The organism is Pseudomonas sp. BBP2017, assembly GCF_003024385.1.
In the GTDB taxonomy this organism is placed as follows: Bacteria; Pseudomonadota; Gammaproteobacteria; order Pseudomonadales; family Pseudomonadaceae; genus Aquipseudomonas.
Genome location: NZ_PVZN01000002.1, coordinates 181,441 through 195,022, shown reverse-complemented (window position 1 = coordinate 195,022; position 13,582 = coordinate 181,441). Strand labels below are relative to the sequence as shown.

The following is a 13,582-nucleotide window of genomic DNA, read 5'->3' as shown; positions in this document are numbered from 1 at the left end:
AGTCATCGCAGCGGTGAAATTTTTATGCGGTCAAACCCTTTAAACCTGAAGTCTAGGACACCTTTTGCACTTTACACTTCAGGTCACGAAAAAATCGTGCCCTTTATCTGCGCCAACCAATAGTCCACATCCACTTCATCGATCTGCTCGGCACGCAGGAACCGCTCACCATACTGACGATACACGCCGCTGCTCAGGAACAGCTGCAGCAGTTGCCCATCGATGTGGTTGTCGCGGGCCATGAAGACAAGGATCTTCACCGACTCGGACAAGGTTTTCGGCGCTTTGTACGGCCGGTCAGCGGCCGTCAGCGCTTCGAAGATGTCGGCAATCGCCATCACTCGCTCGGCGATGCTCAGCTCATCCTGGGCCAGGCGACGCGGATAACCGCTGCCATCCATCTTCTCGTGATGGTTGCCGGCGATGGCCGGGACGCGCCTGAGCTGGCGCGGAAACGGCAGGGACTCGAGCATGATGATGGTCTGCACGATGTGTTCGTTGATCTTGAATCGTTCCTCGTCGTTCAGGGTACCGCGTCGGATCGACAGGTTGTACAGCTCGCCGTAATCGCTGGCGTTGGCCGGCAGGCGCATGTCGAAGCCCCAGACGTTGCGCGGGTCGTCCCTGGCCACCGGCGGCTTGCGTGCCCCCCAGGGCACCCGGTGCTCGCAGCGGTCGGCCAGTAGCGGCTCATCCACCGGTAACGGCACCTGCGGTACACCGGCAAAGCGCTCTTGTTCGTCGCGCGAGATGCCCAGCCGGTTGTCGAAGTGCCGCCGCCAGCGGCGCTGGCCGATCCGGCGCAAACGCTCGACGTCGTCCTCCTGCATGAACTCACCACCGATATTGGCCTTGGCGACGAAGGCGAACTCCTCCTGCAGTTCGGCCCGGCAGTGCTCCAGTGTCCGTTGCAGCGTCTGCTGATCGGCGCCGCTGGCCAGGCCTTGCCAGTAAGCCAGTTCGGCATCGCGCCAGAGCACCTCAAAACGCATGCGTACCTCATGGATGCGGTTGTACAGAGTCTCCAGCTTGGTCGCCTTGTCCACCACATATTCGGGGCTGGTGACCTTGCCGCAATCGTGAAGCCAGGCCGCCACACGGAACTCGTAGCGCTCAGCCTCGCTCATGCTGAAGTCGGAATAGGGGCCGCTCTCGGCCTGCACGGCCTTGTCCAGCAGCATCTGCGCCAGTTGCGGTACCCGTTCGCAATGGCCACCGGTGTAGGGACTCTTGGCGTCGATGGCATCGGCCAGCAGCTTGATCATGGCATCCAACAGGCGTTGCTGGGCCTCGACCAACTGGCGCGTCTCGATGGCTACGGCGGCAGCGCCGGACAACTCCTCGACAAAGCGCCGGAACGGTTGGCGCACCTCGTCGCGTGCATGCTCATTGTCCAACTGCAAGACCAGGATGCCGAGCAGCGCCTGGCTACGGTCATTGAGCACCACTGCGAGGCTGTGTCCCTGTAGCGCCAGGGCTTGGGTCACAGCAGTCACCAATTCCTCATGATTGCATTCGCCGATCCCTAGCTCCTCAGGGTAGCCCTCGCCACGGCAGGACGCGGCCAGGCGCAGATGAGCGCGCTCGACATCAAAGAGGTACACCGCGCCAGCGCTGACCCCGGCAGCGGCCACCAAATGTGTGAGCACCCCGTCGAGCATGCGCTCCAATTGGCTCTCACGGCTGAGTGTGAGGGTGATCGCCTGGAAGTGGCGGATGGCTCCGGACATGCGGCTCAGCACCCGGCTCAGTTCACGCACCTCGGACACCCGCGACGTTACCCCCATCTCGCGGCTGAAATCGAAGCCGGCCAAGGCTCGCACCTGGTCGGCCAGCAGGCGCAGCGGGCGGCCAATACGCTGGCCGAGCAGGCCGCCGAGCAGCAGTAACACGCCCATCAGCGCCACCGTCCACAGCAACTGCTCGAACAGCACCTTGCGCGCACCGGCCAGCAGCTCGTGGGCAGGTACGGCAATCAATACCTGCAGATCCTGTCCGGCCAGAGTCGTCAGCTGCACACGCATGCCATACCAGGTTTGCCCCTCCACTTGATAAGGCTGTGGCCGGGTGTCCTGGGGCAGATCGGCGTAAAGACGTTCCAGGCTGGGAATGCCCAGCTCGGTGATGCGCGACAGGCGCACAGCCTCCCCCTCATGCACGATGACCCGCTGCAGGTCCGGATAAGCCACCACACGGCCTTGATCGTCAACCACGGCGATCTCGGTGCCTGCGGTCATGCGCAGGTCCCGGCTCTCACTGGCCAGGTCGTTGACCGAGACATCCATGCCGATCACCGCCGCACCGTCGACGCTGCGCTGCGCCATGGTCAGGCCGATCTCGCGGGTGGTGAAAAACACGTAAGGGCGGGTCAGTACGGTGGTGGGCCGCCCGGCGGCTTCGACGAACCAGGGGCGCTGGCGTGGATCGAAGTGATAGTCCGGCTTGACCTGGGTCTTGAGCAGGGTCAACGCCTGGTCGTAGAAACGCCACTCGCCCAGCATCGCACCCTGGTTGCCTGCGCTGATGCTCTGCACCAGGAACGTAGTGCCTGGCGGCGCGGCGAAGTGCTGGAGCAGTTGCGGGTCACGTAGCCGGCGAACGAGGAGGAACTCGCCGTTGGAATAGCCGACGTAAGCGGCACTGAGCATCCGGTTGGCATTCAGGTTCTCGACCAGTTGCGCAAGCTGCTCCAGACGCTGCGTCAGGTTGCCAGCGGCCGGGTTGAAGGCGAGCAGGCGGATGCTGCTCTGCACCGGATCGACCAGGCGCCGGGCGCGTTCGTCGATTGTTTTACCGAACTGCTGGGCGGCATCGCCAGCGGCGGCCACAAGCGTTTGCTGTATTGCGCGATAGCCCTGCCAGGCCAGGCCGGCGCCGAGCAACAGCATGCCCAGCATGATGGCCAGCGCCACCAGCCACTGCAGCGAGATGCCACGTCCCTGGTTGTTCATGGCTGACTATCCCTGCCCCGCGAAAGCTCGATGGCGCGAGCCGCAAAGACCTGGCACGCCAACAGGCGGCCAGCCACCAGATCATCATGATCAATCAACACGCAGCCCATTCCAGATACTCGATGTGTGGCGGTTTCAACAGTGTAATCAGCCAGAGCGATCATGCCGGCCTGATTTCGACCTGAAAAATCATTGCGAGCAAATGCAAATAGCAACGCCTCTTATTTACATGCAATGGACAACTATTTAAGCTTGCCAGCGCGACCAGCCCCGTCGTATCACAGAGCAGCCCGATCATGCCGATTACCCCCTCCTCCCTGCCAATCCCCGGAGCCCGTCGTTGAACTGGCAAGGCATCGACCTGCGCTGGGCCTACAGTGATCTGCTGCTCAGCCTCAGCCGCCAGACGCGTTGCGTACAGCGCGCCTACGACGTACTGCATGACGCCCTGCTGCGCTTCGCTCTGGCCCAGCATCCTCAGCCACTGACTCAGCCCAACGCCTACCTTCGGCGGGTCGCGCAGTCGGTGTTGATCGACCATTTCCGCCGTAACGCCCGGCTGCAGCCGCTGCCCGAGCACCACGAGGAAACCGGCGACGGGCATTTCGCCCCGTCTGCCGAACACCTGCTGGACATCCAGCAGCGGCTGACTGCCCTGCAACGCATCCTCGACTGCCTGCCGGCGCGCTGCCGCGAGGTGTTCTGGCTGGCGCGCATCGAGGGCTGCGCGCAGAGCGAGATCGCTCAGCAACTGGGCATCAGCCTGAACATGGTCGAACGCCATATGGCCCGTGCCATGGTCAACCTGCGCAACGCCCGCGAGCTGCTACATCCGTGAGTGCCCCCCGCGAACAGGCTGCGCTGTGGTATGCGCGCATGTACAACGCTGCTGCCGACCACCCGCAACGTGCGCAGTTCGACGCCTGGCTAGCCGCCGACCCGCGTCACTCGGCCGAATACCGGGCTTTCGTCGAGCTGTGGGGCGACTTCGCCTCCACCCAGCGCACCGAAGCGTTGGCCCAGGTCATGGAGCAGAACCGTCAGCGTCGGCGTCGCCGGCTGCTGCAGGGCGGCGTGCTGAGCGTGTTGCTGACGGTAGGCAGCGCGCTCGGCTGGCAGGCCCACCGCTACGGCCCGCTGGAGCTCAATCTGCAAACCGGCATCGGTGAACGGCAGATACAGCACCTGCGTGACGGTAGCGAACTCATACTGGATGCCGACACACACCTGCACCTGCGCTACGACACCTCACAGCGCCAGGTCGAACTGCTGCGCGGCGAGGCGATCTTCTCGGTGGCGCGCCAGCCGCAGCGACCCTTCGTCATCGACAGCGGCCTGGCCCGGGTTCGCGTACTGGGCACTCGCTTCGTGGTCAACCGTCTACCGGACCGGCTGAGGGTCAGCGTCGACCATGGCCAGGTGCAGGTGGACAGCCTCGTGCACCCCGGCGAAAGCGTGCAGCTGGAGGCCGGACAGGTCGCCGAGGTGAGCGCCGATGGGCGCCTGCAACGCCTGACGCGCCCCGCCAGCGATGCCTTTGCCTTTCAGTCCGGCAGCCTGGTATTCGACCAAGCCGACCTGGCGGAGATCGCCGCCAGCCTGTCGCGCTATCACCCATCGCCGCTACGCGCTGGCGCAGGCACGAGCCCGCGAATCAGCGCGGTGGTGCAGCTTGCCGACGTCGAAGGCTTCCTTCAGTCGCTGCCGCGGATCGTCCCGGTGCGTCTGCGCGAGGAGGCTGGTACCACCGTCCTGCAGCCCCGCTAGGTCTGAGCGGCCAGCGGTAGGAATACCGCTCGTCGGCATCGCAAATAATTCGCAATCACGACATCAGGGTAAAGCCACCCTCGCGCGTTAGTGCTGGAGCAAACACACAAGAAGGATACTCTGCATGCCGATCCAACCGACCCTGCGCGCCCTGTCGGCCGCGGTGGCCCTGACTCTGGCCAGCCAGGCCTTGGCCGCGCCAATGGATCTCGACCTGCCGGCCCAGCCGCTGGCCACCTCATTGCGTCAGCTCGGCGAAGCCGCCGGCCTGACCATCGCCGTCGACAGTAGCCTGGTCCAGGGCCGCCAAGCCCCGGCGGTCAGCGGCCAGCTGGACGCACGCGACGCCCTCACCCTGCTGCTTGCCGGCAGCGGCCTGAGCTACCAGCAGAGCGGCAACACGCTGATCGTCAGCCAGCCAAGCACAGACGCCCTTGAGCTGGGCGCCACCAGCATCAATGGCTTCGCCCTCGGCGCCACCACCGAAGGCACCGGTTCCTACACCAGTGGCTCGACCGCCACGGCCACCAAGCTGCCGCTCTCGATCCGTGAAACACCGCAGGCAGTCAGCGTGATGACCCGCCAGCGCATGGAAGACCAGAACCTCACCCAGTTGCTCGACGTGGTCAAGCAAGCCCCAGGCCTGAGCGTCAACCAGGGCGGCAACGCCGGTTCCGACTCCAGCCTGATCTACTCGCGCGGTTTTCAGGTGGAGAACTATCAGGTCGATGGCCTGCAACGCCTGGACAGCAACTACAAGTCCGTAGCCCAGAGCAACGACATGGTCCTCTACGACCGCGTCGAGATCATCCGCGGCGCCACCGGTCTGACCAATGGCGTGGGCACCCCGGGGGCCACCGTGAACCTGATCCGCAAGCGTCCGACTGCTGACCTGCAGAGCAGCGTCTCGGTCGCCACCGGCTCGTGGAACTACCAGCGCACCGAAGTCGACGTCGGCGGCCCGCTGAACGACAGCGGTACCTTGCGCGCCCGTGTGGTCGGGGCCTACCAGGATAACGAGTCGTACATCGACCGCTTCAACGAGCGCAAGAAGGTGTTCTACGGCATCGTCGAGGCCGACCTGACACCCGACACGCTGCTGAGCTTCGGCATGGACTCGCAGTCCCACGATGCCGACGACCACGCCCGCAGCGGTCTGCCACTGTTCAACAAAGACGGCTCGCGGGCCAAGTGGTCCAGGTCGGATTCGGCGGCTGCCAGCTGGGCCTACTCCAACCGGCATTTCACCACCGGATTCGCCACCCTCGAACACAACCTGAGCGAGCGCTGGAAAGCCAAGCTGACGCTGAACCGCGACCGCTACGAATACGACGAGGTGCTCGGCTATGCCGCCGGCGGCAACCCCGACCCGGCAACCGGTGCCGGGGTCAACCTGTGGGCCGGACGCTGGGCCGCCAAGCCGGTGCAAACCAGCGTCGACCTGAACATCGCCGGCAACTTCGACCTGTGGGGCCTGGAACATGATGCAGTGCTCGGTTACACCCGCCAGCATACCGAGTTCCGCACCAACGGCTATCCGCTGTGGTGGTTCGACGGCTGGAGCAACGCCATCCCGAACATCTATACCTGGAACGGCGACATCCCTGGCAAACCGCCGCTGCCAGCAACCAGCCGCATCGACTACCAGGAAGACCAGACCGCGGTGTATGGCAGCACCCGTCTGCGCGTCACCAACGACCTGTCGCTGATTCTCGGCGCCCGTGTCAACGACTGGAAGAACACCGTCAAGACTGACTACTACGACGCGACACCGGACACCGACGAGCGCCGCCAGGAAACCGGCGTGGTCACGCCGTTCGCCGGTGTGGTCTACGACCTCGACCAGCACTGGTCGCTGTACGCCAGCTACACCAGCATCTTCAAACCGCAGAGCAACAAGGACATTAGCGGCAAGTACATCGACCCGCTCGAAGGCGAAGGCTACGAGGTGGGCAGCAAGGCGGCCTTCTTCGACGACCGCCTGAACCTCGGCCTGGCGCTGTACGAGATCAAGCAGGACAACCTGGCCGTGCTTATCCAGCCCAACGTCCCGGTGCCCGGCGGTGGTTTCGCCTACCGTGCCGAATCCGGCACCAAGACCCGCGGATTCGAGCTGGAGATCGCCGGCGAACTGGCCCCCGATTGGCAGGCTGGCGCCAGCTTCAGTCGTAACATTGTGCAGAACGCCGATGGCAACAAGCTCAACACCAACGTGCCGCAAAACACCTTCAAGCTGTTCAGCACCTATACCCTGCGCCAGGTCGGTAACGGCCTGACGGTGGGCGGCGGGGTGAACTGGCAGAGCGAAATCTACAGCGACAACCAGGGCCCGAACAAGGTGCGCTTCACCCAGGGCGACTACGCCGTGGTCGACCTGATGGCGCGCTACCCGATCACCCGCCAGCTGAGCGCGACACTCAACCTCAACAACCTGTTAGACAAGGAGTACTACACCAACACCGCCGGCAGCAGCTACTACGGCACCCCACGCAACGCGACGCTGGGCCTGAAGTACGCCTTCTGACCTGATCCTCGTCCAGGCCTTCAGGGAGCGAAGGCTGCGGATGCGCAACTTACAGCAGGTTCAACACACCGCCAGACCGAGCAGGAAAGGCGCCAGCAGCAACACCCGGATCAGTTTGCCGCCCAACGCTTTCTCTTCAGCCAGGGCGAACGTCATTGCGTATTGCGGTGATCGAGCGCGTCGCTAACCGTGGCCTCGGCGCAAGGGATTAGCACATAGCCTTGCGAAGCAAATGTCACCGCCCTTGTGCTCAGTCCAATCCCGGTTGCATGATCCGTTTGTCAGATGGCGCGAGACTAGGCCGCAATGGCGCGCAAGTCCATTTACAGGCGCAGCGCAAGCCTGCAGGATTGCTTGCCGCCGCCCTGCGCGGTCACGCTATGATCAAGCTATTTGAACCGGACATCCTGGCCTATGCCCGTTGACCTGCAAGCGCTCTACCCCAAACTGATCCATCTGATGCTGGACACGGTGTTCGTGGTCGATCGGGACAACCAGATTGTATTTGTCAGTGATGCCTGTGAAACCCTGCTCGGTTACCGTGCCGACGAGCTGACCGGCACCCCGATCACCGACTACATCCATCCTGACGACCTGTCGGTGACACGGGCCTCCATCATCCGGATCATGAATGGTCATTCTCACGTCGATTTCCGCAACCGTTATATCCGCAAGGATGGCGGTGTCGTGCACATCCTCTGGGCGGCCTTCTGGTCCGATGAGGTAGGGGCGCGGATCGGTGTCGCGCGGAACGTGACGGCCCTCAGGCAGGCCGAGGAAGAATTACGCTTCATGGCCCATCATGATCCGCTGACCGCCCTGACCAACCGCTCACTGTTCAGCGATCGCCTGGACTCGGCCCTGCGCGCCGCACACCGCCACAACAGCACGTTGGCCTTGCTGTTTCTGGATATAAATGACTTCAAGGGCATTAATGATGTGTATGGGCATGCAATGGGTGACCGAGTGCTCTGCATGGTTGCCCGACGGCTGCAAGCCTGCGTACGTGAGACGGATACCGTGGCGCGGATGGGGGGTGATGAATTCACCGTTCTGTTGACGGAGGTCCAGTCGCAGGAAGCCGTTGCCGAGAAGGTGGCGCAGATTCTCGCGGCCATGGCTGAGCCGCTGAGTGCGGAGTTTGGCGCGATCAACATGCCGTCCTGCAGTATCGGCGTGGCCTTTTATCCTGCGGACGGGGAAGATGCCGATACGCTGCTCAGCCATGCGGATGGCGAGATGTATCGGATAAAAAGACAACGCTCTGCGGCTGGGTAGCCGGGGCGTACACCGACCCGGCGATCGCGCTTCTGGTCTGGGTCAGCGCCACGAGTTCGAATGGGGTTACCCAGGGCAGTACCAAGCAGCTACCGGTCACGAGTAATGCTGCAGCCGCTACCACTGCGCGTTTGCGAAGGTCCTGTCGATGAGGCCTGCGGCTGGGGGGGTGTCAGCAACGCAGTGACACTAGCAAGACTCATTACCAGGCCAATGCTCGCAGGTTTCCACTGGTGCACCGCCAGCAGGTAGATGGCCAGATAAGGTCACAGTCCGTCGCGCACATCAGCGAGAAATAACTCAACCCGTCAAGCGATGTTCCAATTGCATTCTCTCAAAATGGCATTTGTGTGCGCGAGTCAGCTTGAGCGAACAGCCAAGCAGTTGCGGCCACTTTGCTTTGCGCTATACAGCGCCTTATCTGCGCTATCCAGCAGCGATTGCAAGCGATCCAGCGTTGTCGCCGAACCAACGGTAATGCCTATACTCACGGTAATATGCCCAAAGGGGCTGCTTTCATGAAGAATATTCTGTCTATTCAGACGGTCGAGCATCGATTGAGCGACTACTTTTGCTCCTTCTACGTCAGTATTCGGTAGGATTGCAGCCAATTCTTCACCGCCATAGCGTGCTAATAAATCGGTGGTGCGCCGAAGACTCGCAGACAAGAGCTTGGCAACTTCCAGGAGGCACGTATCACCACCAGGATGCCCGTAGGTGTCGTTGAACAATTTAAAGTGATCAATATCGATCATTAGCAGTGCTAGCGGGGTATTGTTCCGCTGCGCTCTATGCACTTCCACTGCGAGTGTTTCGTCAAAGCAGCGTCGATTGGCAAGCCCTGTCAATGCATCATTCATCGCCAAACGCTCTAGCTGCTGATTGCTATCGAGCAACTGCTGCTGCGCTACTCGCAGCTCGCCTTCAGCGGCGATCCGCCGACGGATGTCGCGGATCAGCATCCAACCAATTCCCCCCGTGACTACCAGCATGACGGTCACCACCATGAAGGACAGCAACGCTTCGAACTTCCATGCAGCTAAAGCCTCGCGTTTGCCCAGTGCGACAGTGGTGACCAGCGGCAGCGTGTCGCTCTTGCGAAAGGCGTACAGTCGTTCCACACCGTCCAGGCTCGACGTAAAAGAGGCGGTGCCTACCGATCTATCGACCAAGTACTTGGCGTAGATAGGCGATTTGGAGAAGTTGCGCCCCATGTCCTGCTCTCGGAACGGGTAACGCACCAACATTGAACCATCGGTGTAAGACAGGCCGATCGCACCTTCCTGTCCGACATCAAATTTGCCAAATAGCCTAAGAAAGTTTTCAACTCCCAGTGTCACTGCCACGACGCCGGCGAAATTGCCAGTTGCGTCATTGAATCGACGGCTAATAGTGATTACCCATTCTTGATTCGAGCGGCTGCGGATCGGAGGGCCGATAAAGGGTTCTCGGGAAGGGTCGGCACGATGGTGAATGAAATAGGCTCTATCGCTGCTGTTGGCGCTCGCTGGAATCGGACGGTTGGATGACATCAACCAGCGCCCGTCTCCGTCGTAGATAGTGATTCCGCTGAGCTGAGGCATCAATGGTTGTTGACGGCCAATCAGTTTTTTCAGCCGTTCAATTTGAGCGGGGCCACTTCCCTCAGTTTCCAAGCGCTCTACCAGGTCGAGCAGAATCAAAGCGCTTTGCCGGACAATACCTTCGGAATAGGTAGACAGTGCTTGAGTCAAATTGAGGCTATGGGTGTTGATATCTTCCAGCACACGTTCTCGCGAAGTGATCACCTTCCAAAGTGTAAGTGATGCGAGCGAACAGCCGATGACGAGTAACAGGAGGAAAACGAGGTGGGTGGCACGCTTCACGTCAGTACCTAATGGAAAGTCCAGATTCCTGTGTTGGCGATCATTATCTGACGGCCATAGCAAAGGCCATTCCTAGCCTGGGTCAAAGAATACAATGCATGGGAGGGGAAAGCATTAGTGAGCGCCCGAGTTCACAAGCTATCAGTAGCGCTTGACTCTACCCCTTAGGGCAACCCGCATTCTGTCTTATCTGTTTCAGGTTCCGTCGTCAGCGGATAAGGCAACCCATGAAAATGCAATCGATGGTCACTGGTGCCAATGAGCATCTGGGCAACACATTGGTCCGGGCACTCCTCGCCCAGGGGCAGCACGTGCGCGCAGGGGTGCGTGATCCCGAGCGAAGCACAGCCCTGGGCGGGCTCGACTGCCAGATTGTACGCGCCGAACTGCAAGCACCTGACTCGCTGCGCCAGGCCCTGCAAGGGTTGGCCAATCTGCATGCTTCATCACGGGCTGAAGTGCTCGAGGCGCTCAACACGCTTAGTCCCGGCCATCGCCTGCCGCCTCGCGCACCCAAAGCCTTGCTGCCACTGATCGCCTGGCTGCAAGAACAGCGGGCGCGGTAAACCGGTCAGCCAACCCAATTACTGCTCAGCCATCCGGTGCGCGTGATCGACGTCTTTGTCGACAAACTTGACCTGGTAAAGCTGGGCTTTGAAGGTGCCATACCGGCAGATACTGGCCGGCCGGCTTACCATCCCGCGGTCCTCCTGAAGGCCTACATCTACGGCTACCTGAACCGCATTCAGGCGAGCCGACGCCTGGAACGAGATTGCCTTGATGAAAGCGTTAAGGCGCAAAACCAGTCTTTTTTTACCCCACCCAAAGGCCTTCAAGAGGCTGCTGTGCCGTTTTAACTGTTCCTGGAAACGTCGTGACCTTGATCGGTTTGCGAAACGTAACCTCGGTTCCCTGGCGTCGATATAGAAAACCCAATCTGACGTTTCTACACAATCTGGACCAGAAACAGACATCGATACAGTTCCTCCTGACGACTACCATCAGAAGGTATAAGCCACACCTGCCTGGACCGTGCGCGGCGCACCCGGGTAGACATAGTTGTTCCAGCCCGCTTCGTCGAACCCTTTGTTGAACAGGTTCTTCACATCCAGGTTCAGGCGCACATGCTCGTTGACTTTGTAGTAGCTGAGCAGGTCGACCACCGTGTAGCGGTCCATGGTGTAGGTGACGGTTTCGGTCTGACCCTTGCGGTCGTCGACATACTTCAGACCGACCCCCAAACCCAGGCCTTTAGCGAAGCCGTCCTGGAACTCATAGGTGTTGACCAGGCTGAAGCTGTTGCGCGGAATGTTCGCCAGGCGCGTGCCGCTGGGCAGGCGGTTGTCCTTGGTCACCTCGGCATCGACATAGGCATAACCACCGATCACCTTCCATTGCGGAGTGATGTTGCCGGCGATGTTCAGGTCCAGGCCACGGCTGCGCACCTCGCCGGCCGCCAGGCTGTAGCTCGGGTTGGCTGGGTCCAGGGTGAGCACGTTTTCCTTGACGATGTGGTAGAGGGCCGCGTCGACGCTCAACTGTCGCTCCAACGCCTCCCATTTCACCCCCACCTCATAAGACTTGCCCTTCTCCGGATCGAAGCCGCCGCCACTGGCCGGGGTATCGCTGTTGGGCTTGAACGAGCGCGCGGTGTTGGCGTAGATCGCGACGGTGTCGGTCAGGTCGTAAATCAGGCCCAGGCGCGGGGTGACGCTGTTTTGCGCCTTGGTAAAGTCGCCAGTGTCGTTAAGCTTGTTGTCGTAGTCATGCTCGAAGCGTTCGAAGCGCAGCGCGGCCAGGGCCTTAAGGCGCTCGGTCAGGCTTACCTGGTCCTGGATGAAGGCTGCCCAGGTCTGCAGGTTCTCCTTGTTCCAGGTGGTCGGCTTGATCAGTGGCGGACGCGGTTGACCGAGCACAGGTCGGTAGATATCGATCGGATAGGTGCCTGACGTGTACGAAGAGCGCTGGATGATCGAGTTGTAGTCGTAGTTCTCGTACTCCACACCCGTCAGCAGGGTGTGGCTGAGGCCACCGGTATCGAAGTTCCCGGTCAGGTTGAGCTGCCAGTCGCGGTCGGTCCACTCCAGCTTGCGATAGTTGAAGTTACGCTGCAGAGTCCGACCATCGGCGGGCGCGCCATTGGCCTCCACCGCATTGCCCTTGAGCGAGCCGTCCAGGAACTGGAAGCCGCCGCCCAGCGTCCAGCTGTCGTTGAGCAGGTGCTCGAAACGCAACTGGGCCATGTTGTTGTCGTTGTGCAACAAGTTGTCGCTGCCCTTCTCCCACAGGTAGGTGTCGCGCGACAGGCTGCCGGTCTGGGTCTGATAGCGCGGCAGGCCGCGGTCCAGCGGGCGGTTGTTGCGCATGAAGTCGCCTTCGAAGATGACCTTGGTGCTGTCGTTGACCTGCCAACTGAGCACCGGCGCCACATCGTAGCGCTCGCCACGCACGTCATCGCGGAAGCTGTCGCCGCCTTCGCCGAGCACATTCAGGCGGTAAGCGAGCGAGCCGTCGTGGTTGAGCGGACCGCCAGCATCCAGCGTCGCCCGGTGCATGCCCTGGTCGTCGAACTGGCTGCCCAGGGTCACTTTCTGCTCTGGGAGCGGCTGCTTGCTGACCACGTTGAAGGTGCCACCGGGGTCGCCACGGCCATACAGCGCGGTGGCCGGGCCGCGAATCACCTCCAGGCGCTCGACGGTATTGGCGTCCGGCGCGTTGGGATAGCCGCGGTTGACGGGGAAACCGTTGCGGTAGAACTCGCCAGTGGTGAAGCCACGCACGGTGAAGGTGGTCAGGCCCTGGCCGCCGAAATTGTTGGCACGGCCCACGCCGCCGGCGTAGTCCAGCGCATCCTGCAGGCGAGTGGCGCCGATGTCGTCCAGGACATCCTTGGGCACCACGCTGATCGATTGCGGCGTTTCGTGCAGGGCAGTGTCGGTGCGCGTGGCCGAAGCCGAGCGGCTGGCGCGGTAGCCCTCGACCGGGCCGTCGGCGCGTTCGTAATCGCCCGCCTCGGCATTGATGTTGACAGCTTCCAGTTCGACATTGCCGGAAGCGGCCAGCACTTCGGCGGGCATGGCGAACAGGGGGACAGCTTGGAGCAGACACAGCGAAGCGATCATGCGGCGCATTAATTTAAGCCCAACGAAAAGACCAGAGGGTTTGAAAGCGCGCAGATACTATCTGCTAATGCATCT

Annotated in this window: 8 protein-coding genes and 2 pseudogenes; 6 read left to right on the top strand and 4 right to left on the bottom strand. The window is 61.5% G+C overall.

What is annotated here, in order from left to right; all coding sequences use genetic code 11:
• Window positions 1-83: 83 nt before the first annotated feature.
• Window positions 84-2,951 (bottom strand): HD domain-containing phosphohydrolase, encoded by a 2,868-nt coding sequence (locus C6382_RS03755; protein ID WP_107023193.1) that lies wholly within the window; start codon window positions 2,949-2,951, stop codon window positions 84-86.
• 340 nt (window positions 2,952-3,291) lie between these two features.
• Between C6382_RS03755 and C6382_RS03750 the strand changes: the two genes are divergently transcribed.
• From C6382_RS03750 to C6382_RS03735, 4 genes are all read left to right on the top strand, one after another.
• A complete protein-coding gene (locus tag C6382_RS03750; protein ID WP_107023192.1) occupies window positions 3,292-3,789 on the top strand; it encodes a sigma-70 family RNA polymerase sigma factor in 498 nt (165 codons plus the stop codon).
• A complete protein-coding gene (locus C6382_RS03745) occupies window positions 3,786-4,718 on the top strand; it encodes a FecR domain-containing protein (RefSeq protein WP_107023191.1) in 933 nt (310 codons plus the stop codon). The genes C6382_RS03750 and C6382_RS03745 overlap by 4 nt, the downstream gene beginning before the upstream one ends.
• Window positions 4,719-4,842: 124 nt before the next feature.
• The gene (locus tag C6382_RS03740) at window positions 4,843-7,242 is read left to right on the top strand and encodes a TonB-dependent receptor (RefSeq protein ID WP_256588942.1); all 2,400 of its coding nucleotides are present in this window, start codon (window positions 4,843-4,845) and stop codon (window positions 7,240-7,242) included.
• A 414-nt stretch (window positions 7,243-7,656) separates the two neighbouring features.
• Window positions 7,657-8,520 carry a sensor domain-containing diguanylate cyclase gene (locus C6382_RS03735; RefSeq protein WP_107023190.1) on the top strand — a complete coding sequence of 288 codons (864 nt, stop codon included), beginning with the start codon at window positions 7,657-7,659 and terminating at the stop codon, window positions 8,518-8,520.
• Here the strand turns inward: C6382_RS03735 and C6382_RS24275 are convergent.
• Together C6382_RS24275 and C6382_RS03725 are read right to left on the bottom strand one after the other, a co-directional pair.
• Window positions 8,519-8,825: pseudogene (locus tag C6382_RS24275) on the bottom strand (MFS transporter); the annotation flags it as partial. The gene C6382_RS03735 and the pseudogene C6382_RS24275 overlap by 2 nt on opposite strands.
• A gap of 54 nt (window positions 8,826-8,879) precedes the next feature.
• Window positions 8,880-10,385: a sensor domain-containing diguanylate cyclase gene (locus C6382_RS03725; protein WP_107023189.1), complete on the bottom strand. Its 1,506-nt coding sequence runs from the start codon at window positions 10,383-10,385 to the stop codon at window positions 8,880-8,882.
• A 227-nt stretch (window positions 10,386-10,612) separates the two neighbouring features.
• Here C6382_RS03725 and C6382_RS03720 point away from each other — a divergent pair, with 227 nt between their 5' ends.
• Both C6382_RS03720 and C6382_RS03715 read left to right on the top strand, forming a co-directional pair.
• The gene (locus tag C6382_RS03720) at window positions 10,613-10,951 is read left to right on the top strand and encodes an SDR family oxidoreductase (protein ID WP_256588941.1); all 339 of its coding nucleotides are present in this window, start codon (window positions 10,613-10,615) and stop codon (window positions 10,949-10,951) included.
• 30 nt (window positions 10,952-10,981) lie between these two features.
• Window positions 10,982-11,158, top strand: a pseudogene (locus C6382_RS03715) (transposase); the annotation flags it as partial.
• Window positions 11,159-11,386: 228 nt separating this feature from the next.
• Here C6382_RS03715 and C6382_RS03710 read toward each other — a convergent pair.
• Window positions 11,387-13,516: a TonB-dependent siderophore receptor gene (locus C6382_RS03710; RefSeq protein WP_107023188.1), complete on the bottom strand. Its 2,130-nt coding sequence runs from the start codon at window positions 13,514-13,516 to the stop codon at window positions 11,387-11,389.
• Window positions 13,517-13,582 lie beyond the last annotated feature (66 nt).